General features: G+C 46.6%; 21 protein-coding genes, 1 pseudogene and 1 other annotated feature. Of the genes and pseudogenes, 21 read left to right on the top strand and 1 reads right to left on the bottom strand.

Annotation, left to right across the window (positions count from 1 at the left end):
* Positions 1-11: 11 nt before the first annotated feature.
* From ASL14_RS27200 to ASL14_RS00975, 18 genes are all read left to right on the top strand, one after another.
* Complete coding sequence (locus tag ASL14_RS27200) at positions 12-176, top strand: hypothetical protein (RefSeq protein ID WP_162833917.1); 165 nt, start codon at positions 12-14, stop codon at positions 174-176.
* Positions 177-318: 142 nt separating this feature from the next.
* Entirely contained in the window at positions 319-810 is a 492-nt protein-coding gene (locus ASL14_RS01055; protein ID WP_014281148.1) for a YajQ family cyclic di-GMP-binding protein, read from the top strand.
* Positions 811-1019: 209 nt separating this feature from the next.
* Positions 1020-1607 carry a CDP-diacylglycerol--glycerol-3-phosphate 3-phosphatidyltransferase gene (gene pgsA, locus ASL14_RS01050; protein ID WP_025685004.1) on the top strand — a complete coding sequence of 196 codons (588 nt, stop codon included), beginning with the start codon at positions 1020-1022 and terminating at the stop codon, positions 1605-1607.
* Between the two features lie 95 nt (positions 1608-1702).
* On the top strand, positions 1703-2971 hold the full coding sequence (locus ASL14_RS01045) for a competence/damage-inducible protein A (RefSeq protein WP_134910048.1): 1269 nt from the start codon (positions 1703-1705) through the stop codon (positions 2969-2971).
* Between the two features lie 248 nt (positions 2972-3219).
* The gene (gene recA, locus ASL14_RS01040) at positions 3220-4281 is read left to right on the top strand and encodes a recombinase RecA (protein ID WP_134910046.1); all 1062 of its coding nucleotides are present in this window, start codon (positions 3220-3222) and stop codon (positions 4279-4281) included.
* A gap of 195 nt (positions 4282-4476) precedes the next feature.
* Positions 4477-5226 (top strand): regulatory protein RecX, encoded by a 750-nt coding sequence (locus ASL14_RS01035; protein WP_134910044.1) that lies wholly within the window; start codon positions 4477-4479, stop codon positions 5224-5226.
* A 377-nt stretch (positions 5227-5603) separates the two neighbouring features.
* Positions 5604-7148, top strand: coding sequence for a ribonuclease Y (gene rny, locus ASL14_RS01030; RefSeq protein WP_014281153.1), 1545 nt, complete (start codon positions 5604-5606; stop codon positions 7146-7148).
* Positions 7149-7224: 76 nt separating this feature from the next.
* On the top strand, positions 7225-8019 hold the full coding sequence (locus ASL14_RS01025) for a TIGR00282 family metallophosphoesterase (RefSeq protein WP_044644815.1): 795 nt from the start codon (positions 7225-7227) through the stop codon (positions 8017-8019).
* Positions 8020-8149: 130 nt separating this feature from the next.
* The gene (locus ASL14_RS01020) at positions 8150-8410 is read left to right on the top strand and encodes a stage V sporulation protein S (protein WP_127191716.1); all 261 of its coding nucleotides are present in this window, start codon (positions 8150-8152) and stop codon (positions 8408-8410) included.
* Between the two features lie 126 nt (positions 8411-8536).
* Entirely contained in the window at positions 8537-9550 is a 1014-nt protein-coding gene (locus ASL14_RS01015) for a dipeptidase (protein WP_134910042.1), read from the top strand.
* 189 nt (positions 9551-9739) lie between these two features.
* Positions 9740-10828, top strand: a complete 1089-nt coding sequence (locus tag ASL14_RS01010; protein WP_134910040.1) for a low temperature requirement protein A — start codon at positions 9740-9742, stop codon at positions 10826-10828.
* Between the two features lie 164 nt (positions 10829-10992).
* On the top strand, positions 10993-11565 hold the full coding sequence (pduL, locus tag ASL14_RS01005; RefSeq protein ID WP_134910038.1) for a phosphate propanoyltransferase: 573 nt from the start codon (positions 10993-10995) through the stop codon (positions 11563-11565).
* 294 nt (positions 11566-11859) lie between these two features.
* The gene (gene miaB / locus ASL14_RS01000; protein WP_134910036.1) at positions 11860-13413 is read left to right on the top strand and encodes a tRNA (N6-isopentenyl adenosine(37)-C2)-methylthiotransferase MiaB; all 1554 of its coding nucleotides are present in this window, start codon (positions 11860-11862) and stop codon (positions 13411-13413) included.
* 83 nt (positions 13414-13496) lie between these two features.
* Positions 13497-13949: a YlbF/YmcA family competence regulator gene (locus tag ASL14_RS00995; RefSeq protein WP_134910034.1), complete on the top strand. Its 453-nt coding sequence runs from the start codon at positions 13497-13499 to the stop codon at positions 13947-13949.
* A gap of 122 nt (positions 13950-14071) precedes the next feature.
* Positions 14072-14494: a PaaI family thioesterase gene (locus ASL14_RS00990; RefSeq protein ID WP_134910032.1), complete on the top strand. Its 423-nt coding sequence runs from the start codon at positions 14072-14074 to the stop codon at positions 14492-14494.
* Between the two features lie 65 nt (positions 14495-14559).
* A complete protein-coding gene (locus ASL14_RS00985; RefSeq protein WP_134910030.1) occupies positions 14560-15348 on the top strand; it encodes an NUDIX domain-containing protein in 789 nt (262 codons plus the stop codon).
* A gap of 67 nt (positions 15349-15415) precedes the next feature.
* Complete coding sequence (locus tag ASL14_RS00980; protein WP_134910028.1) at positions 15416-15982, top strand: cysteine hydrolase family protein; 567 nt, start codon at positions 15416-15418, stop codon at positions 15980-15982.
* Positions 15983-16098: 116 nt separating this feature from the next.
* Positions 16099-17562 carry a nicotinate phosphoribosyltransferase gene (locus tag ASL14_RS00975; protein WP_134914330.1) on the top strand — a complete coding sequence of 488 codons (1464 nt, stop codon included), beginning with the start codon at positions 16099-16101 and terminating at the stop codon, positions 17560-17562.
* Positions 17563-17632: 70 nt separating this feature from the next.
* On the opposite strand, the gene ASL14_RS00970 is transcribed toward ASL14_RS00975, so the two are convergent.
* Entirely contained in the window at positions 17633-18148 is a 516-nt protein-coding gene (locus ASL14_RS00970) for a MogA/MoaB family molybdenum cofactor biosynthesis protein (protein ID WP_134910027.1), read from the bottom strand.
* Between the two features lie 263 nt (positions 18149-18411).
* On the opposite strand from ASL14_RS00970, the gene ASL14_RS00965 reads away from it, so the two are divergent.
* The 3 genes and pseudogenes from ASL14_RS00965 to ASL14_RS00950 all read left to right on the top strand — a co-directional run bounded on the left by ASL14_RS00965 (position 18412) and on the right by ASL14_RS00950 (position 22032).
* Positions 18412-18741, top strand: coding sequence for a four-helix bundle copper-binding protein (locus ASL14_RS00965; RefSeq protein WP_134910024.1), 330 nt, complete (start codon positions 18412-18414; stop codon positions 18739-18741).
* Positions 18742-18819: 78 nt separating this feature from the next.
* Positions 18820-19074 (top strand) — a binding site (T-box leader).
* A 60-nt stretch (positions 19075-19134) separates the two neighbouring features.
* Positions 19135-20858: pseudogene (argS, locus tag ASL14_RS00955) on the top strand (arginine--tRNA ligase).
* Positions 20859-21063: 205 nt separating this feature from the next.
* Positions 21064-22032, top strand: coding sequence for an S-layer homology domain-containing protein (locus tag ASL14_RS00950; RefSeq protein WP_134910020.1), 969 nt, complete (start codon positions 21064-21066; stop codon positions 22030-22032).
* The last annotated feature ends 66 nt before the right edge of the window (positions 22033-22098 follow it).

Genomic DNA, 22098 nt, shown 5'->3' with positions numbered 1-22098 from the left:
GTGTATACATTATGACCGTCAGCTGGATTGTGACAGGGCTTGGTATAATTGTCAGTCTACTTGGCTATTATCTAACCCCAAGTGCATGGGGCTATGGCATACTAGGCTTTGGTCTTGCTCACATTGTGCTCGGACTTCTGGATATGTTCCGGAATCCGACCCGCAGCCACAGTTAGATGTTGACCGTGGAATGAAATAAAGGCGTTTTTGTCAGCTTGACTGGCAAGAGCGCCTTTTTAGTGAGCGGATTATTGGATTTTGTAAATGACTAGCCTATAATTAGTTATTGAACTTTGTTGTGGAAAGGAAAGTGAAACGATGGCTTCAGAAAATTCATTTGATATCGTCTCCAAAATGGATATGCAGGAATTGACCAATGCGGTTCATCAGACGGAGCGTGAAATTGAAACAAGATTTGATTTTAAGGGGAGCAAAAGTAGCCTTAAGCTTGAAAAGGAAGCTCTTACGATTGCATCGGAAGACGAATACAAGCTCAATGCGGTAATTGATATTTTGCAATCCAAAATGGCCAAGCGCGGTTTATCTCTTAAAAACGTGGAGTACGGTAAGTTGGAACCAGCCTCTTTGGGTTCAGTACGCCAGCGTCTTGCACTCAAGCAGGGGATTGATCAGGATAATGCCAAAAAAATTAACATTCTTATCCGGGACTCCAAGCTGAAAGTGAAAAGTCAGATTCAAGGTGATCAGATCCGCGTGACTGGAAAAAACAAGGATGATTTGCAAGCGGTCATTCAGTTGTTGCGCAAAGCTGATCTGCCATTGGAGCTTCAATTTACGAATATGAAATAAAGCCGTTTTCCCTCATGCAGATTGTAAGAAAAAATGACACTTGATGCGCGGCAGGTTATTTTGACATGCGTTTTACACCATATTATACTTGTAACGAAAATGCAGACGATCAGGTGTATAGCGATAGTCAAAAGCGATTTACATAGGATTGAATTCAATCCGAAAACTGCCATTTTCAATCAAGTACGATAATCAGGGGAGAGTGTGTTGTGAATTTACCCAACAGAATTACAATAACGCGGATTTGCCTCATCCCGGTGATGATGCTGGCCTTGCTGGTGGATTTTGATTTCTATCCGCCGCCGATTGAGATCGGAGCTTTCAAGCTGCCGTATAATCAGTTGATTGCGGCTATTATTTTCCTCATAGCCGCCAGCACGGATGGTCTTGACGGATATTTGGCCCGTAAAAATAACATGGTCACCAACTTGGGAAAATTGCTGGACCCTCTTGCGGATAAGCTTTTGGTAACTGCTATTTTGGTTTCTTTGGTGGAATTGGGCAAGATTGATTCGTGGATTGTTGTTGTCATTGTTAGCCGTGAGTTTGCGGTTACCGGTCTGCGTCAAATTGCTTTACTGGATGGCTCTGTGGTCGCTGCAAGCAACTGGGGCAAAATAAAGACTGTCATCCAGATCGTTGCCATTGTAGCGTTACTCATTAATAACTTCCCGTTTGTTTTTCTGGGTATTCCGTTTGATTTGATAGCGATATGGGCGGCTGCGTTAATTACTATTTACTCGGGCATTGACTATTTTGTAAAGAACAGTCATTTACTCCGCTCCTCCAAGGTTTAACAGGATACGTTTCATGGGAACAGCGATAGGGAGTTTGCTTATTGCTGTTTCTTTGTATAATTCCCACAACATTCGCTCTACAGGAGGCAGAAACGATGAAAGCTGAAATCATCGCAGTAGGAACTGAATTATTGCTTGGACAAATTGTGAATACAAATGCCCAATATTTGTCACAAGAGTTGGCTACGATTGGGATTGATGTATATTTTCAGACGGTTGTCGGCGATAACATGGATCGACTTCAGGAAGCGGTTCGTCTGGCTCAGAAGCGTGCGGATATTATTTTGTTCTCGGGCGGTTTGGGACCGACTCAGGATGATTTGACAAAAGATGCAATTGCCGCTGTGCTGGGACGTAAATTGCATATAGACCGTCTCGCTATGGATAAGCTGGAACAGTTTTTCCGTAATCGCGGGGTGGAGATGACCGAGAATAACCGCCGTCAGGCGCTTTCTATTGAAGGAGCTAGCCCTCTTGAAAATGAGACAGGGCTGGCTGTGGGCGATGCGATTGCACAGGAAGGTAAATATTATGTGATTTTGCCTGGTCCGCCGAAGGAACTTAAGCCGATGTTCGAGAATCAGGCAAAACCTTGGTTGCTCCAGCAAGCACTGAGCGGTAAGGAAATGCCGATTTATTCGAAAATGCTAAAGTTTGCAGGAATCGGTGAGTCTGCTCTCGAAACCCGGTTGCTGGATCTGATCAAATCACAGACAGACCCGACCATTGCTCCTTATGCCAAGGAGGGAGAGGTCACGATCCGTATATCCACCAAGGCGGCCAGCGAGAGCGAGGCGCTGGTCAAGCTGGGGGCTACGGAAGCAGAAATTCAGCAGCGTCTTTCGGAATACATGTATGCGAGCGAGGACGTCACGCTGGAGAAGGTTATTGTGGATTTGATGTCCAATCGCGGACTGACTGTTAGCGCGGCAGAAAGCTGCACAGGTGGAATGCTGATGGAGCACATCACTTCCGTTCCAGGCAGCTCAGTTATGTTTCAGGGCGGTATCGTGTGTTATTCCAATGAAATGAAGAAGAAGCTGCTCAACGTGCCACATGATTATTTGGAGGGGGACAATGCGCCCGGCGCAGTAAGCGAAGAAGTAGCCCTTGTACTTGCGGAGCAGGCAAGAATGGTCATGGACACTGATTTCGGACTCTCAGTTACAGGTGTAGCTGGACCCGGATATTCTGAGCGGAAGCCAGTCGGTCTGGTTTATATCGGCATTGCCGAGCGTGATAAGGAGACTGAGGTATACGAGCTGAAGCTGGGCGGGAATCGTGAAACGATCCGGTTGCGGTCTGTTAAGGCAATCCTGTACAGATTATGGCGCAGACTGGTGGAAAATGAAAAGCTCTCTTAAGGAGCTGTATACGACGCGAGTTTTCATAGAGTTGTTTTAGATAGACGATTAATGGTATAATCATATTATCGGAAGAACCGTTGCAAAAGCTTTTTTGCCTGCGGTTCTTTTTTTGATTTAAGAGACAGATGGAAGTATAGATGAGAACCGACCAAACAAAAAAAACGAATGTATGTTCGAAAAAATGCTTGGCAAGCGTGTCAAAACAAGGTATTATTAAACTACAAACAATGAAGGATGTGAGTTTATTGTCAGATCGTCGTGCTGCGCTGGATATGGCGCTCCGTCAAATAGAAAAGCAATTCGGTAAAGGTTCCATTATGAAGTTGGGTGAGTCCACCCATATGCAAGTGGAAACTATTACCAGTGGTTCGATTGCTTTGGATATTGCGTTAGGAACGGGCGGCTTCCCGAGAGGCCGAATTATTGAGGTATATGGACCAGAATCATCCGGTAAAACAACGGTAGCTCTTCACGCTATAGCAGAGGTACAAAAAACAGGCGGACAAGCCGCTTTTATCGACGCCGAGCATGCTCTTGATCCGTCGTATGCCAGCAAGCTGGGTGTCAATATTGATGAGTTGTTGCTATCGCAGCCAGATACAGGAGAGCAAGCACTTGAGATTGCCGAAGCGCTTGTACGTAGTGGAGCGGTAGACATTGTTGTTGTTGACTCTGTAGCGGCACTTGTGCCAAAAGCGGAGATTGAAGGTGAAATGGGAGATTCCCATGTTGGTCTTCAAGCCCGTTTAATGTCACAGGCATTGCGTAAGCTGTCCGGTGCTATTAACAAGTCGAACACCATTGCTATCTTTATTAACCAATTACGTGAAAAAATAGGTGTTATGTTCGGTAACCCTGAAACTACACCAGGTGGACGTGCTCTGAAATTTTATTCTACAGTTCGTTTGGATGTCCGCCGCATTGAAAGCTTGAAAAACGGTAATGATGTTGTTGGTAACCGCACACGTATTAAAGTGGTGAAGAACAAAGTCGCACCTCCTTTCCGTCAGGCGGAAGTGGACATTATGTACGGCGAAGGCATCTCCAAGACAGGCAGTTTGATCGACATTGGTACGGAGTATGACATTGTCGATAAGAGCGGAGCTTGGTATTCCTATGAAGGTGAACGACTAGGTCAGGGACGTGAAAATGCGAAGCAATTTTTGAAGGAAAATCCGAACATTGCTAGCACGATCGAACAAAAAATTCGGGTGGCCAGCAATTTGATTACGACGGTAGCTCCGCCGACAGAAGAAGAGTTGGCACAGCAAGCCAAGGAAGAACAGGAATTGCTGGAGCTTGAATAAAGCTTGGTGAATCTTGGTTTGTGAACTGGAGCCAGGGGTTATGGCACAGCCGTTTGAATAGCATGATTCTGATGCCCTGCACAGTTGTGCAGGGTATTTTTGCATCGAATGTGGCCTGCGTGTCAGCTACATTTTACTTTTGCGTGGCGGGCGTTCTCAGCTTGCTTTCGTGAATATCAAAGTGAGGGAAGCACATTGCAATTGGAAGATGAAGGTGAACACACTTCGAAGGAAAATGAGCAGCAAGGCATTTCCCTTTTTCCTGATCATGAGGAATTGATGATTACGAGGGTGGAACGGGGGCAGGGTAGGAAACGCGGAAGATACACGATTCATTTTGGCCCGTATTCATTGTCCATATTGGAAGATGTAATGATCAAGTACAATATGTTCAAAGGAACGACTTTCGTCAAAAAGGAACTGGAAGAAATCGTTCTGGCGGACGAAAAGCAACAGGCATACGTGCACGCGCTTCGTTATTTGGGACGAAAGCCGCGTACACGTCAGGAGATTGAGCAGCGTTTGACGCAAAAGGAAATGGGTCAAGCTGTTATTGATGAAGTGTTGAACCGTCTGGAGCGGGAGCGACTTGTGGATGACGATCTATACGCCCGTCAGTGGGCAAGACAGCGCATAACGAGCCAGCGGAAGGGGAAGATGTGGGTAAGGCAGGAACTGCGTCAAAAGGGCATCTCTAAAGCCTCTATCGGGGAAGCTTTAGGTGAGATCAGCGATCAGGAGGAATGGGAGAGCGCTTTGGTTGTCGGACGCAAGAAATGGAATCAGGTGCGTGGAGATATAATGGAGAAAAAACGCAAAACGTATCCCTTTCTCATGAGGCGCGGATATTCGGGAGATATGACACGCCGCGTAGTTAATCATCTCACGATGGCCGAGCAAGATGGGACTTCCGATGACGAGGAATTATCGCAGTGGGATGAATAGTTGTTAAACAGCCGGGTATCCATTAGCTGGCACAAGTGAACAGAATGAGCTGGCTATCGTATGGAAAGCCACATGGTAATCTACTAAAGTTTGCATTCCCTTGACAATGCCATTTGTCAAATAATAAAATATATATGAAACGATGCTTGTGGAACACCCTTTTTCCTTCCAAAAAAGCGGAGTCCATGGGTACGTTCTCATCGCCAAATAACAAGTGATGCCGCTATGCCAGGCGGAATTGTACATGTGAAAGCATGTGCATATGAAATGAAACGGCTGCGTGCCGTTATCTTAGTTTGACGATCAAAGCTAATGTGACAATTGCAAAAAGTCCCAAGGAATGCCTTGGAGGAACCAACGAGGAGGTGAACAGTATGATGATGACTGCGATCTGGTTCGTTCTCGTTGCTGTAGCCGCGTTATTCTTTGGGTTCGGGATTGGTTATTTTATTCGCAAATCTATTGCAGAAGCTAAAATCTCCAGTGCGGAAGAAGCTGCCGCGCAAATCGTGGAGAACGCGAAAAAAGAGGCAGAAGCGCTGAAGAAGGAAACGGTATTGGAAGCGAAAGATGAAATTCACCGCATCCGTGCCGAAGCTGAAAAGGAAACTCGTGAGCGTCGTAATGAAATTCAACGGCAGGAACGAAGACTGCTGCAAAAAGAAGAGTCGCTGGATAAAAAATTGGAATCGCTGGAACGTAAAGAAGAACAAGTGGCCAACAAAGAGAAACGAATCGATGAAACCCAGCAGCAGATTGATTTGATTTACAAGAGTCAGGTAACTGAGCTGGAGCGTATTTCCAATCTGACGACGGAAGATGCGAGAAGTATTATTCTGTCCAACGTAGAACAGGAAGTTCGTCATGAAACCGCTCAGATGATTAAGGAAATTGAGCAACAGGCCAAAGAGGAAGCGGACAAAAAGTCTCGTGAAATCATCACACTGGCCATCCAACGCTGTGCAGCGGACCATGTGGCGGAAACGACGGTTTCCGTGGTCACATTGCCGAACGAAGAAATGAAGGGCCGGATTATCGGACGTGAAGGCCGTAATATCCGTGCGCTTGAAACCCTTACGGGAATTGACCTCATTATTGATGATACGCCGGAAGCTGTTATTTTGTCCGGATTTGATCCGATTCGCAGAGAGATTGCGCGTACTGCGCTTGAGAAGCTCGTAGCGGACGGACGGATACATCCGGCTCGTATTGAAGAAATGGTGGAAAAATCCCGTAAAGAAGTGGATGAACGAATCCGCGAATATGGCGAACAAGCCACCTTCGAGGTGGGTGTGCATAGCCTGCATCCGGATTTAATCAAGATCCTGGGACGTCTCAAGTTCCGTACAAGCTACGGACAGAACGTATTGAAGCACTCGATGGAAGTTGCATACTTGACAGGTCTGATGGCCGGAGAACTGGGCGAGGACGTTACACTGGCAAGACGGGCAGGGTTGCTGCATGACATCGGGAAGGCGCTGGATCACGAAGTGGAAGGATCACACGTTGAAATTGGCGTGGAACTGGCGAAGAAGTACAAGGAACACCCGGTCGTCATCAACAGTATTGCTTCACATCACGGCGACTGCGAAGCGACTTCGGTGATTGCCATGCTGGTTGGGGCGGCAGATGCCCTTTCGGCAGCAAGACCGGGAGCGCGGCGTGAAACACTGGAGACGTACATCCGTCGTCTTGAGAAGCTGGAACGCATTTCCGAATCTTTTGAAGGCGTGGAAAAATCGTACGCCATTCAAGCTGGACGCGAAGTCCGCGTCATGGTGCAGCCAGAGAAAATTGATGATGCGGAAGCATTCCGATTGGCTCGTGATATAACGAAAACGATTGAAAATGAACTGGATTATCCAGGGCATATCAAGGTTACCGTCATTCGCGAGACCCGCGCGGTAGAATACGCAAAATAAAAGCAATTTAACGAAAAGTGGCCGCTGTTTGTAGGGCCACTTTTCATTATGTAAGGCATACCAGGGAGGGTTTTCTATCAACGTACTATTTATTGGAGATATTTTCGGTAGTGTAGGCAGAAAGGCATTAAGGGAAAATCTCCCTTCGCTAAAATCAAAATACAACCCGCATATTATTATCGTGAACGGGGAAAATTCAGCTTCAGGAAGAGGTATTACTCCAGCCATCGCCAGAGAATTTTTTGATTGGGGCGTACATGGTATTACAATGGGTAATCATACTTGGGACAATAAGGATATATTTGATTTTATAGATGATGAGCCGCGTATCATACGTCCGGCAAACTTCCCGCCAGGAACGCCGGGGCGAGGCTATACCGTGGTGAAAGGTGGAGGCAAGGAGCTGGCGATCGTTAACTTGCAGGGCAGAACCTTTTTGCCACCCATCGATTGCCCGTTCCGTGCAGCAGATGAGATCGTAGATGAATTGCGCAAGAAGCATAAGCACATTCTGGTTGATTTTCATGCCGAAGCGACATCGGAAAAAATCGCTATGGGTTGGCATCTAGATGGCCGTGCTTCAATTGTTGTTGGTACACACACCCATGTGCAGAGCAACGATGATACGATTTTACCGCAAGGAACTGCGTATCAGACAGATGTGGGCATGGTAGGTCCCTATGAAGGAGTACTTGGCATGCAGAGAGACGCCGTGCTGCAGAAATTTCAGACTCAGCTTCCGGTACGTTTTCAACCGGACAACGGAAAATGGCATTTTCACGCAGTTAGCGTAGAGTTGAATGACACCGACGGTATGGCGCGTAAAATTCAGAAAATTAGACTCAAAGAAGATGAATGGCGGATGGATTAACCTTTTTTGGAAACTGCTTAAGGAAAGAATAAGGAAAACTGTCACCAAAAAGCAGGAATTTTTTGCTGACCCTCGAATAACATCTAATAGTGGAATCAAACCATCATCATTCCCAGGGGAGGTACTTACTATGGATGTATTAAAAGTATCAGCAAAATCCAATCCTAATTCAGTTGCAGGCGCACTCGCAGGAGTACTGCGTGAACGCGGAAATGCCGAATTGCAGGCGATTGGAGCAGGTGCACTGAACCAAGCCATTAAAGCTGTAGCCATTGCCCGGGGATTTGTCGCACCAAGCGGAGTGGATTTGATTTGTATTCCTGCTTTTACGGATATTGTTATTGACGGAGAAGACCGGACTGCAATGAAGCTGATTGTAGAGCCAAGATAATAAATGCTAGTTGCCTGAGCCTGTTTACGATGGTGTAAACGGGCTTTTTTGCATGGAAGTCGCCTGTATTACATAGATTGTAAGACAACTTCATCACGCTGTAATCTATGAATGGAGGTAAGATGTATGAACAGTAAACCACACATGAAATGGTCGGTTGCCGATTTGCATTGTGATGTGTTGTGTAAGATGCAGCTTAACCCGCAGGTGGATTTCAGTCATCCGTCGCTTGATGTTACAAGAGAGCGTTTGTTAGAAGGCCATGTGAACTTGCAGACATTCGCTATATATATTTCCCAGGTGTTGGGTACGCCAAGATTTGAGCATGTAATTCGTCAGGTTGAACTGTTCAGACAGCATATGATATCCCCATCTGGCGGGTTGAAGCCGCTATTGTGGAAGGAAGACTTGGAAAAATGTAAGGATACATCAGTGGGACATCGGGAAGGCAATGGAATGCAACAACTTCAAGGATCACTCTGGGCACTGCTATCGCTGGAGGGAGTGGACGCGCTGGAAGGGAATCCGTTTTATGCTGAACTGTGCTATGCCTTGGGAATCCGTTTGATCGGGCTGACGTGGAATTATGCAAATTGGGCGGCTGACGGCATTATGGAGCAGAGGGGTGGCGGCCTGACGCGCAAGGGGCATGAGTTGGTCAAGCGCTGTAATGAATTAGGTTTGCTACTAGATGTATCGCATTTGTCTGTACAAGGCTTCTGGGAGGTGCTGGAGGAGGCAGTTCAACCGCCGATTGCTTCGCACTCTAACTCCTTCGCGATATGTCCTCACCCACGTAATCTTCGGGATGAACAGATTCGTGCGCTGATCGCGCGTAACGGACGGATCGGCTTGACTTTCGTCACGATGTTTCTCAAAGAGCAGGGTACGGTGACCGCTGAGGATTTGTTGCCACACATTGAACATCTTTGTTCACTAGGCGGCGAACGTCATTTGATGTTCGGATCTGATTTTGACGGTATCGAGCATCATGTGCAAGGGCTGGAGCATCCGGGGAAATATCCGGGTTTTGCAGAACTGCTGCTGAAGCATTATCCTGGGGAACTGGTCAAGGGGTGGCTGGGAGGACATGCGCTGGAATATTTGCAAACGAATCTGCCTTCCAAAATGTCTTCTTAAATAGCTATTTATACCCGTTATTTTTGGCTACGCACACCCTTGACAAAGCGAGATATATTACGAAATAATTGGAGCATCCTAGAATGGCATGGTGCTAAAATAACGCTTGCCGAAATATGACATACGTTGGAGCGAGCCTGACGGGTCACCATGCTATACTGCCATATCAGAAGGGAGCTCCATTACATAATGTTGATAAAAAAGGTTACCTGGCTTGAACTCTTTTATGACTTATTGTTCGTAGCCGCTGTCTCCAAGGCCACTCATGTTTTACTACATGTTGAGCATGGTAGTATTTCTTGGGAGCATCTGGAAAAGTTTATTTTGATTTTTATTCCGATATGGTGGGCTTGGGTGGGACAAACTGTCTACAACAACCGTTTTGGTCAAGACAGTATAACGCATCGAATCTTTATGATCCTTCAATTGTTTTTCGTGTTAATCATGACTGCTAGCCTTAATATAGATTTTGACGCGTATTATGTCTCTTTTTTTGTTGGCTATATTGGTTTAAGAGGCTTGACTGCCGTTCAATATTTACTTTCGGCACCCAAAGAAACGGCTCATAAACAGGAAACAGCTCGTTTTTTCGGTACCTATTTTTGGATCGGAATAGTCATTTCCAGTTGCTCCCTCTTCTTTGACTCTTGGGTTCGATATTTGATTTTATATGCCGGCATTGCTGTTGATATCCTCGTGCCTTTGATTGGTCGTAAAAAATTGGTGATCACACCTATCCATACCGAGCATCTATTAGAGCGCTTTGCACAGTTCACTTTAATTCTGCTTGGCGAATCGGTGATCAGTATGCTTTCTGTTTTACAATCCGATCATTTTACGCTCTCTTCCGTTGTATTTGCTGCCTTGGCTTTTGTATTAGTCATTGCAATCTGGTGGCAATATTTTGAGAATATGGAGAAGCGGGTAGATAAATCAAAACAATCAGCAGGACAGACTATTATTTATGGTCATTTGTTTATTTATTGTTCACTTAGCATGCTGGCAGCTTCGATACAGCTCTTGTTTTTGGGACAGGTAGCCTATATCTTTGCACTTTGCTTTACCTTTGCTTCTGTATTTATTTACTTTCTGTCAGTTCTGCTGGTATTCCATCGGTACAGGTTAAGTCATCTTAAACCAAGTCCTAGAGTCATTCTTTTCTTAACAGGAATACTCTGTGTCTTGTTTGTCCTTAATGTATTTATTGTTGTTCCCTCTCATCTCATCGTAGCTGAAATCATGCTGTTCTTTCTCCTGTTTGCTAAAACGACGGTTTGAACTGTCAAGGATGTAGTGTTAATCTGGCGAGTGGGACGATATTAAAGGCTGATTAGGGCGAAAAACTGAACTTTGTCCCGCTCTCCTTTTCTTTCTTGGCAAAGTAGGAGTATAATAGCATAGATGTGTAAAGTATTGTATAGAGAAAAAGGAGTGACCATACGATGAGTAAAATCGTACCTGTCGGCGTTTCCGCACGCCATATTCACCTGACTCAAGAGCATATTGAAATTTTGTTTGGAGCAGGCTATCAACTGACTGAATTTAAACCATTGTCCCAATCAGGACAATTTGCCGCAAATGAAACGGTAGCTGTAATTGGTTCTAAGGGCCAATTTGATAAGGTTCGTATTTTGGGACCCGCTCGTCCGGCTTCCCAGCTTGAAATCTCTCGCACAGATTCCTTTGCTATTGGGGTAAAAGCGCCTGTACGCGAATCTGGCAGCATTGACGGTACACCAGGAATCACAGTAAAAGGACCAGCCGGAGAAGTGGAACTGCAAGAGGGTGTAATCGTAGCTGCCCGTCATATTCATTTCCATACATCTGATGCAGCGAAATGGGACATTAAGGACAAGCAGTTGCTGAAAGTACGTGTCGGCGGCGAACGTGGTCTTGTATTTGAAAATGTTCTTGCACGTGTGTCCGATTCTTTTGCTTTGGATATGCACATTGATACAGATGAAGCGAACGGAGCCGGTGTGAAAAACGGTGACAACGCTGAAATCGTAGACTAATATACGTATATAATGCCGAAAGGCTAAGGGTCCGATTCTTGCTAAAGAGTCGGGCTTTTTACATACTAAGGATTCTAAAAATGGTTACCTATAAAATTATGGACATTAGATTCACTGCGTAACCAATTGGCGTTTACGGGGAGATATGGCGATGGCTTATAAATCATGCTATAATTTAGTGTAATGCCTTTTTCAAAGGAGTTTTTACGGGCTTAAAAGAGATTAATCCATATGCTAAGATACGGTAAAAGCGTAATTGGTGTGAAATAGATGGTGTAAGGAGTGACCAAAGGAATGGCCAAGGAAACGAAAGATTACTCCAAATATTTTGATTTCTCGGATGCAAAGATCATTTCTCAGGATGAGCACAGCAAGAAGATCCGCATTCGCGGACGTGAGATCAATATTATGGCGGAGCCGAATCATAGAAAAGAAAAGCAACGCGGTAAAGAGGATGTACAGGTACTGTACGATAATGCAGTTCCGGATGAGCTGAAGCATATCGGCGAGGGAAAGCATTACATCGTGTACACATTCGGTTGCCAGATGAACGAGCATGATTCAGAAACGATTAAAGGATTGCTGGAGCAAATGGGTTATCAGGCGACAGAGGATCGTAAGGAAGCGGACATCATCTTGCTGAATACATGTGCGATCCGCGAAAATGCGGAGGACAAAGTATTTGGTGAGCTGGGTCACCTCAAGCATCTCAAAACGGAGAAGCCAGGTATGCTGCTTGGCGTGTGTGGATGCATGTCGCAGGAAGAAAGTGTCGTCAACCGGATTTTGCAAAAGCACGGTTTTGTCGACATGATTTTTGGTACCCATAATATTCACCGCTTGCCGCAGCTCGTCAAGGAAGCACTCTTCAGCAAAGAAATGGTGGTCGAAGTGTGGTCCAAGGAAGGCGACATTATCGAAAACCTGCCGAAGAAGCGCGAGGGTATGCGGGCTTGGGTAAATATTATGTACGGCTGTGATAAATTTTGCACCTATTGCATTGTTCCCTTCACACGCGGTAAGGAAAGAAGCCGTCGGCCCGAGGATGTCATTGCTGAGGTACGGGATTTGGCACGCCAGGGATTTAAGGAAATTACCTTGCTGGGTCAGAACGTCAATGCCTATGGTAAGGATTTGAAGGATATGAATTACAGATTCGGGGATCTGATGGACGATATGCGTAAGATTGATATTCCGCGTGTACGTTTTACAACATCACATCCGCGTGATTTTGATGACCACTTGGTTGAAGTGCTCGGTAAGGGCGGCAATTTGGTGGAGCATATCCATCTGCCTGTTCAATCCGGCAATACGGATATATTGAAGAAAATGAACCGAAAATATACACGTGAGCGCGTTCTGGAGCTGGCGGCGAAGATCAAAGCGGCTGTTCCGCATGCTTCGCTGACAACGGATATTATCGTAGGTTTTCCAGGCGAAACGGACGAACAGTTTGAAGATACCATTTCTCTCGTACGTGAGGTCGGTTACGACTTTGCCTACACCTTTATTTATTCGCCACGTGAAGGTACACCGGCGGCGTCCATGGAAGACAATGTGCCTATGTCGGTCAAAAAGGAGCGTCTCCAGCGTTTAAACAATGTGGTGAACGAAAACAGCCTCCGCTTTAACGGTAGACTGCGTGGCGAGGTGGTTGAGGTGCTGGTGGAAGGCGAGAGCAAAAATAACAGCGAGGTGCTTGCCGGCCGGACCCGTTCCAATAAGCTGGTGCATTTTGAAGGCTCCAAGGATCTGATCGGTACCTTTGTGCAGGTGAAAATTACGGAGCCTATGACCTTTTACATCCAGGGTGATTTGGTTCAAACTGCCGTGGCGGTCAACGGTTAACAAAATAGCGCAGCAAGGTTTGCATGTGGATCAAATATGAGTTGTATGTACGACCGTATAAGTGAGAGAAGGAGCGATGGACAGTGACAGAGGAGCGGTTGCAACAGTCAGAGCATCAACCGGCGGCGCGCCAGCATGATCATTTGGTCAATCGCGATATGATATTGGCGAAAGCCCAAGAGTTGGCGGGTATTTTGGGCAACAGTGAGGAAGTGCAGGTATTTCGGAAAGCAGAAGACAAAATCCGCGATCATGAGCGCATCCAGCATCTGATTGCAGCGATGAAGAAAAAGCAAAAGGAAATTGTGGCCTTCGAATCCTTGAAGAATCAGACGATGATTGCCAAAATAGAGGCCGAGCTTCAGGAGCTTCAAGAAGAGCTTGACGGTATTCCGATTGTAACGGAGTTTCAACAAAGCCAGGTAGAAATTAATGAGCTGCTGCAAATGGTTATCATGGCAATTCGTGATACAGTTGCCGAAAAGGTGAATGTAGAAGAGGGAAAAAGTACTTCTTCCTCCAATTGCAGTGACTAGAATGATGTATGGTGTGGAGGCTCAGCCTCCACGCCTTTTTTTCAGGAGTAACTTGTAATGATACGTATTGTGCCAGATTTCAAGAGTAAATAGGACATCATAGAAAGGATGAAGGCAAGGAAATGGATATTTTGCGTAGTTTGGTAGAGGGTGAAGTAAATACATTTTGGGAGTATTTGGGCTGTGAATTGATCGAAGCTGATGCAAAAGAGGTACATATCGCTTTACAGGCTGGACCACAACATACCAACGTGGTGGGTATTGTTCATGGTGGCGTACTCACAACATTGATGGATCAGGCGATGGGGATGGTGAGCATGGTTTCACGCAATATGGAATTATGTGTGACGACAAATCTGAACGTCCATTTTTTGTCAGCGATGAAACAAGGGCGATTGGAGGTTAAGGCACGAATTCTCCATCAAGGGGGGCGTACTATAACGACTGAGGCGGAAGTGAAGAATAGTGAAGGAACGCTCGGCTGCATGGCTACGGCGACATTCCGGGTATTGCGTAAACAAACAGATCATTTGGATAAGGCCTGACGCTTGACAAAACTTTTTATTATGTCATAATGAATTTATCAAAACGATATAATGTGGTGATGCCAATGGATAACGAACGTATAAACGAAGAGACGCAGAAGGCGTCGTATAACATTAAGAAATATCGCACCCCGGATGGTGCTCCGGCAGATATCGTCATGTTCACCTTAACCAAGCGGGAGCGCAAGACGGTGACAAAGACGTTGCCGATCCGTGAGCTGAAGGTAATGCTTATCAAGCGTCGTAGTTGGCCGTTTGCCGGACGTTGGGCGTTGCCTGGGGGCTTTTGTCAGGAAGATGAATCCATTTACGGTGCTGCCAAGCGCGAGCTGTTAGAGGAAACCGGCGTGGACGGCGGTCATCTGGAGTACCTAGGTGTGTATAGTGGACCTGGGCGTGATCCGCGGGGGTGGATTATATCGCATGCGTTTTTTGCACTGGTAGAGGAATGGATGCTGGAGCAGCGGCAAGCGGCGGATGATGCTTCCGAGGTTGGGCTGTTCACGATCCGTGAAGCGCTGGAGGAATTAGAGCTGGCGTTTGACCACCGGGACATTATTGTGGATGCCTACCGGAAGATTCAGTTGCAAATGCTCCAGACGACGATAGCCAAGCAGTTTTTGCCTCTGCATTTTACATTGGGCGAGCTGTATCAGGTCATTCAAAGTGTCGTACCGGATTTCGAAGAGCCGAACTTTATTCGCAAAATAACGTCGACTCGCAGCAGACAGGGAATATTGGAAGAGGTACGGGACGAGAACGGCAAACCGCTCAGCTCCAATCAGTATTCACAGAGACCTGCACAGCTTTATCGTTTTAGTGACAGGGTGCCGCGGTTGTCTATCTACACCTAATGTATTGTAGTAGGTCACGTAAAGAACGCACACTCCCCAACTTGAGGATGAAGGAGCTGACTGAACGATGAAGGCATTGATTGTTATTGATTACACGAATGATTTTGTGGACGGCAGTCTGCCTGTTGGACAACCGGCAATAGAGCTGGATGAACGGATGGAAGCCATTACGCAGGCCTATGTGGATCAAGGGGACTTTGTCGTAATGGCAGTGGACCTGCATGAGGAAAATGATGTTTATCACCCGGAAAGCAAGCTGTTTCCTCCACATAATATTCGTGGAACCGGGGGACGAGATTTGTATGGCAAGCTCCATAACCTCTATGCTACACAGAGTGATTCCATCTATTGGATGGATAAAACACGATACAGCGCCTTCGCTGGCACGGATCTGGAACTCAGGTTGCGTGAACGAGGTATTACGGAAGTTCATTTGATCGGTGTGTGTACGGATATATGTGTACTGCATACGGCTGTAGACGCTTATAACAAAGGTTTTGCGATTACGGTATACAAGGACGCTGTGGCGAGCTTTAATCAGGCCGGACATGATTGGGCTTTGGGTCATTTTCAGGGCAGTCTCGGAGCCGACGTATGGTCGGCTGAGGATACGATTTTACGCCAGAAGAAGTAAATAACTTAACGATTGTGCACCATTATCCGATAACAGAATGGAGTCGGATATTGCTGACGGATGGACAAGGCGGTACGCCGCTGCAAAACCGGGGACAGTCAGAGAGGATGATTACGATGCAGTCAACGAGCCTCGCATTACATACAGATAAATATCAAATTAATATGATGTACGCCCACTGGGTGAACGGAAGTCACCAGCGCAAAGCTGTGTTTGAGGCATATTTTCGCAAGCTGCCTTTTGGCAACGGATATGCGGTGTTCGCAGGTCTGGAACGCATTGTGAATTATATTGCAAATCTGCGCTTTACAGAAGAGGATATCCGTTACCTCTCAGAGCAAGAGGAGAAGTATGATCCCATGTTTCTGGAGGCATTGCGCCAGTTTAGGTTTGGCGGAACCGTTCATTCGATGAAAGAAGGAGCGCTTGTTTTTCCGAATGAGCCTCTGGTACGCGTCGAAGGAACGATTATGGAAACACAATTGGTCGAGACAGCGTTGTTGAATTTTATGAACTATCAGACGCTGATTGCGACGAAGGCGTCGCGCATCAAGCAGGTGGCAAGCGGCGATACGCTGCTGGAATTTGGTACACGGCGGGCGCAGGAAGCAGATGCGGCGATTTGGGGAGCACGGGCAGCTTATGTAGCGGGTTTTGACGCAACATCTAATATGCTGGCAGGTGAGCACTTTGGTATTCCGACGAAGGGAACACATGCTCATTCCTGGGTGCAGACCTTTATGAGTGAGCAGGAGGCTTTTGACGTGTATGCGAAGGTTTTACCGGATCAGGTCACACTGTTGGTGGACACCTTTGATACGCTGGAGAGCGGCGTTCCCCATGCGATTCGGACAGCGAAGATGCTGGAGAGCCAGGGCAAACGTATGAATTCAATCCGCCTGGATAGTGGTGACTTAGCCTATTTGTCCATTCAGGCGCGGGAAATGCTGGATGCTGAAGGCTTGGATTACGTACAAATTGTAGCCTCCAATGATTTGGATGAAAATACGATTTTCAACTTAAAGGCCCAAGGTGCGCGTATCGATGTATGGGGTGTGGGGACACAGCTCATTACAGCTTCGGATCAACCTTCATTGGGCGGGGTGTACAAGCTGGTCGAACGGGAAGTAGAAGGCGAAATGCTGCCGACGATTAAAATTTCGGGTAACCCGGAAAAGGTTTCCACACCGGGCAAGAAGGATGTATATCGTATTATAGATAAGAAGAAAGGGAGAGCTGTCGCCGATTATATTTCTTTTCCGGACGAAGATCGTCCGCGCAATGGAAAGCGGCTGAAACTCTTTAACCCGCTGCATCCGTATATGAAGAAGTTTGTGGAAAATTACGAGGCAGTTCCGATGCTGGAGCCTATTTTCGTAAATGGGCAGAAAGTGTATGAGCTTCCCGGACTGGACGAAATTCGCGCATACCATACTTCCCAGCTGCAACTGTTCTGGCCGGAATATTTGCGGAAGCTGAACCCGGAAATTTACCGTGTAAATCTCAGTGAAAAGGTATGGGGGCTGAAACAAAAGCTGATCGACAGCTATATGCAGCCAGAAGTGGAAGAAAAGGAATAGTTTTAAGAGGCACCCTGCAAATGATGGGGTGCCTCTTTGTGTTTCAGAGCGTGAGAGGGAAATCTGTGTGTTATTTGTAAATCTCCCTCATGACATGCCGCAGCTCAGGTATAATAATGCGCTCCATCGCCAAACGGACGGCTCCACGCGAGCCTGGCATAGAAAATACGGCTGTCCGGCCCACGGTGCCAGCCACAGCACGACTCAATATCGCTGCTGAACCTATATCCTCAGCAAAGCTTAAATAACGGAAGATTTCCCCGAATCCGGGCAGTTCCTTATCCAGCAGAGAGGATACGGCTTCAAATGTGGTATCACGCGGGGAAATACCGGTGCCGCCTGTCAAAAGTACGGCCTCAATGTCATCGCGTTCAGCGGCTTCGGATACGAGCTGCCGGATGCCGTCATAGTCGTCTTTGACGATAACATATCGGACTACCTGATAGCCGTTCGTTTCCAGCAAATCCATCAGTAGGCGTCCTCCGGTATCTGTCTCTACGGTACGGGTGTCGGAGACGGTTACAACCATGCAGCTAACCTGCTGCGGGGCCTCCAGTCGATGCTCCTCTACAGAAGATATATTCATTGCAATGCTCACTCCTCAATCTATGGTTAGACATACTCTTTTTTTACAATAGAGGAACGATCGCGGGTATGCAAGTCAATAGTGGACACGAGGAAGCGGTGTGATTTATTCCCTTGCACGGATGGGTTGGAATATAGTACACTTCCTTACATAAGTCAGGATTTTTTGTTTGGTCATTGATGAAAGCGTGAACAACGGTTGATTAATCTCAATTGTCGGCGGGTAATAATACAGCAGGGTCAACAACAGGGAGGTAATGTATTATGAAACATTCATACCAACAATGCGTGGATGCTTGCCTGGAATGTATGAACGCTTGCAACGTCAGTTATGTGGCGAGCTTGAAGGAATATGATTTGGCTATGCTGCGCGAGTGTATTCGAGTGAGCCGGGAATGTGCAGAAATATGCGGGTTTGCCGCTCAAATGCTGGAACGCGGAACGGAATTTGCCGAGCAAATTTGTGAGCTGTGTGCCAGAGCCTGTGAAGTATGTGCTGCTGAATGCGGTAAGCACGCCCATGAGCATTGCAAGCAATGTGCAGAAGCCTGCCGCCGTTGTGTTCAGGCATGCCGCCAAATGGTGGCTGTGTAATTACATATAATCGAGTCAGCGCCTGAACAGAAAATAAAACATTGCTTTCTACAGGATAGGTTTGTATAATGATGGGAATTAACGTCTTGGAACGGGAGAGTAGCAGGGGAGCCATATCATTACAGCGAGCCGGAAAAGGTGGAAGCCGGTATGAGGCCCAACGTGAAGCGCACCCGGGAGACGGTTGTTCCAACACGGAGTTCCGTTAGTAGTTCAGCCCGGCAGACACCGTTATTTGTCATTGGAGTGAAATCGGCGATTATGCATAGTTCATTGCACAATCCGATTTACGAAGAGTGGTACCGCGGGGATATTAAAGTTCTCGTCTCTTGAATAATTCAAGAGGCGGGAGCTTTTTTTGTTAGATTCTAATGAAAAAAAGGAGAGAAAACCATGCTGTTATCGACCGCTACTCAGGCTATTTCTGCCCATACGGGCTTGGAGGAAAAGGAGATTTCCTCTTTATTGGAGGTACCGCCACAACCGGAATGGGGGGATGTAGCGTTTCCCTGTTTTTTGCTGGCTAAAAAGTTTAGGAAGGCTCCGCAGCAAATTGCGTTGGAACTGGCGGAGGCCATAACCCGTAAGGAAGGACTGACTGCTTCGGCATCAGGAGCCTTTGTCAATATAACACTGGGGCGTTCCGTTCATATTCCACTGATGCTGGCTGAATTAAACAAACCAGAATTTTTCAAGCCAGTTCTCGGACACGGACAGCGGGTAGTGATTGATATGTCTTCACCCAATATTGCCAAACCGTTTGGTATCGGTCATCTTCGCTCTACTGTCATCGGCGCTGCACTGTACCGCATTCTCGGGGAAACGGGGTTTGTTCCGGTTAGTGTGAATCATCTGGGGGATTGGGGAACACAGTTTGGTAAGCAAATTGCGGCTTATAAAAGATGGGGAAATGAGGAGCAGCTACAGCAGGATCCGATTGGGGAATCGCTGAAGCTGTACGTGCGTTTTCATGAGGAAGTCGAGCATGACCCGTCTTTGGAGGACGAAGGTCGAGAATGGTTCCGCCGTCTGGAGCATGGAGATACCGAGGCTCAGCGGCTATGGGAGTTTTTTGTTGAAGTCAGCCTGCGTGAATTTGATCGCATGTATCAGCGTCTGAACATTACATTCGACCATGTGCTGGGAGAGAGCTTTTACAATGATAAAATGAAGGCAGTTGTTGCCCAATTAAGGACGAAAGGTTTGCTGGAAGAAAGTGAAGGTGCGCTTGTGGTGCGTTTGGAGGATAAAGGACTGCCGCCTTGTCTGATCTTGAAAAAGGATGGGACTACCATCTACCCGACACGGGATTTGGCTACGGCGATCTATCGTCATGAGGTGATGAAAGCTGATCGGTTGCTGTACGTGGTAGGTGGAGAGCAGCAGTTGCATTTCCGGCAAGTGTTTGAGGTGCTAAAGCGTGCAGGGGAGATGTGGGCGGAGCAGTGTGAGCACGTGCCGTTTGGTCTGATGCGTTTTGCAGGTAAAAAAATGTCCACAAGACGCGGCAAAGTCGTGAAGCTGGAAGAGGTACTGGATGAAGCGGTAGCCCGCGCTCTATCTATCATCACTCAGAAGAATCCCGATTTACAGGATCAACAGGAAATAGCCGAGGATGTCGGCATCGGGGCGATCATTTTTGGCGACTTAAAAAATAACCGCCTGAACGAAGTAGATTTCTCACTGGAAGACGCGTTAACCTTTGAAGGTGAGACAGGTCCTTATGTACAATACACACATGCACGTATACGCAGTCTTTTGGAAAAAGCTCATGCTGGCACTGGTACGTTGGCTGGTTCTAGTATAGATGTTCCCGCGGGGAACGTCATGCACCTGATTCAACGTATACATCAGATGAAATGCTGGGGGATGCAGGCTGGGCGCTGCTTAAGCAACTGGTTCGTTATCAGGGTCAACTGGTGCGTGCGGCTCGGCAACTGGAACCTTCGGTTATCGCGAGGTTTGCGCTGGATACGGCGCAGGCGTTCAACCGCTTTTACGCCAAGGAACGGATTGTCGATGGTGGGCCGTGGCGCATTCAGTTGGCTGAACAAACTGCTGATATTTTGGCACATACGCTGCAAATTCTTGGTCTGAAAGCACCCTATCGGATGTAGCCAAATGGCCTGAGGAAAAATGCCCGCAAAGTGAGTATCCTTAGAATGTAGCCTAGGACGTGAGCAGAAAAGAGTTAAACGGGTTACACTAACTGTAAGTATCGTAAGCTTTTTTTACAATCAATTTTTGAGTATCTGAAACATTTGTTGATAGTATTGCGTCGATAAGTATAGAAGAAATATAGTAAATATGGAGGTGCATCTCATGAAAAAAAACAAAAGCGTGACAGCAGCTTTGCTCGTGATCTGTTCGTTGGCAGTGGCTACGTCAGCTTCTGCTTTTCGTGATATAAAAGGAACCGAGCAGGAGAAGATTGTAAGTTCGCTTCAGAACAGAGGGATTATTCAGGGCATTACCAAGGATAAGTTTGCGCCTGATCAATCACTTACGTATGCACAAGGGGTGCATTTGGTCGTTAATGCGATGGATCTTCAGGTTATGCCGGATTTCACGACGGGTTCCTTCGCAAATATTCCGTCTTCGGCATGGTACGCCAAGTCTTACCGGATTGCGGCTCAACACCAAATTCCTTTGTCACCGGATATTGATCCAAGCACTCAGATGACAAGAGAACAATTCGCGAATATACTGTACAAAGCGGTTAGTGCAACCGGAGAATATCCAACAGTCCGCATGTACATTAATGTGGCGGATGGTAAGAAGCTGGACCAAGATTCAAGCGAAGGGGTTCAGTTCCTGCTGTTGACCAAAATTGCAAAATTAGATAAAAAGAGCAACTTTAGTCCGGACCGTAAGGTAACCCGAATGGAGGCAGCAGAGATGGTCTATAATGCATCCGAATTTGTGCAAAATCATAAACCGATAGAATCTACTCCAGAAAATCCGGCTGAGCCTTCAGATCCGGGCCAGCAAAATGGTATTAGTATGAGTGTAGAGAAGGTGAATGACCAACAGAATAAGGTAACATTAACCCGGTTCCAGGCACCCAATCCCGGTTACGGTATTGAAGTGGATCATATCGACTATGTAGATGACGCCAATGCAGTGATTTACTACAAGTTGACAAGTCCAAAGCCGGGGGAAATGAATATCCAGGTCATTACGGATACCCACACCAGTACCCTGGTGGACAGCAAGTACAAAGTTACGATAAAGGCAGTAGAGGGAACCGTTTTTCCTCCTACAGGACCAGGCACCTCGGTAGCCCAATAATAGTTGTAGCCTACACACGAAGCATGTGTTTAGAAAAAAGTAAAACAGCAAGCCTCCATTGTATTT

The sequence above is a fragment of the Paenibacillus sp. IHB B 3084 genome, assembly GCF_001447315.1.
In the GTDB taxonomy this organism is placed as follows: Bacteria; Bacillota; Bacilli; order Paenibacillales; family Paenibacillaceae; genus Paenibacillus.
This window is presented reverse-complemented; position numbering and strand designations above follow the sequence as displayed.

Coding starts and splice junctions, on each gene's coding strand:
- ASL14_RS00990 (WP_134910032.1), top strand. CDS start 14,072: ATGGATATTTTGCGTAGTTTGGTAGAGGGTGAAGTAAATACATTTTGG.
- ASL14_RS01020 (WP_127191716.1), top strand. CDS start 8,150: ATGGATGTATTAAAAGTATCAGCAAAATCCAATCCTAATTCAGTTGCA.
- ASL14_RS00970 (WP_134910027.1), bottom strand. CDS start 18,148: ATGAATATATCTTCTGTAGAGGAGCATCGACTGGAGGCCCCGCAGCAG.
- rny (WP_014281153.1), top strand. CDS start 5,604: ATGATGACTGCGATCTGGTTCGTTCTCGTTGCTGTAGCCGCGTTATTC.
- ASL14_RS01045 (WP_134910048.1), top strand. CDS start 1,703: ATGAAAGCTGAAATCATCGCAGTAGGAACTGAATTATTGCTTGGACAA.
- ASL14_RS00950 (WP_134910020.1), top strand. CDS start 21,064: ATGAAAAAAAACAAAAGCGTGACAGCAGCTTTGCTCGTGATCTGTTCG.
- miaB (WP_134910036.1), top strand. CDS start 11,860: ATGGCCAAGGAAACGAAAGATTACTCCAAATATTTTGATTTCTCGGAT.
- ASL14_RS00980 (WP_134910028.1), top strand. CDS start 15,416: ATGAAGGCATTGATTGTTATTGATTACACGAATGATTTTGTGGACGGC.
- ASL14_RS01055 (WP_014281148.1), top strand. CDS start 319: ATGGCTTCAGAAAATTCATTTGATATCGTCTCCAAAATGGATATGCAG.
- pduL (WP_134910038.1), top strand. CDS start 10,993: ATGAGTAAAATCGTACCTGTCGGCGTTTCCGCACGCCATATTCACCTG.
- ASL14_RS00975 (WP_134914330.1), top strand. CDS start 16,099: ATGCAGTCAACGAGCCTCGCATTACATACAGATAAATATCAAATTAAT.
- ASL14_RS01010 (WP_134910040.1), top strand. CDS start 9,740: ATGTTGATAAAAAAGGTTACCTGGCTTGAACTCTTTTATGACTTATTG.
- ASL14_RS01015 (WP_134910042.1), top strand. CDS start 8,537: ATGAACAGTAAACCACACATGAAATGGTCGGTTGCCGATTTGCATTGT.
- ASL14_RS27200 (WP_162833917.1), top strand. CDS start 12: ATGACCGTCAGCTGGATTGTGACAGGGCTTGGTATAATTGTCAGTCTA.
- ASL14_RS00965 (WP_134910024.1), top strand. CDS start 18,412: ATGAAACATTCATACCAACAATGCGTGGATGCTTGCCTGGAATGTATG.
- ASL14_RS00985 (WP_134910030.1), top strand. CDS start 14,560: ATGGATAACGAACGTATAAACGAAGAGACGCAGAAGGCGTCGTATAAC.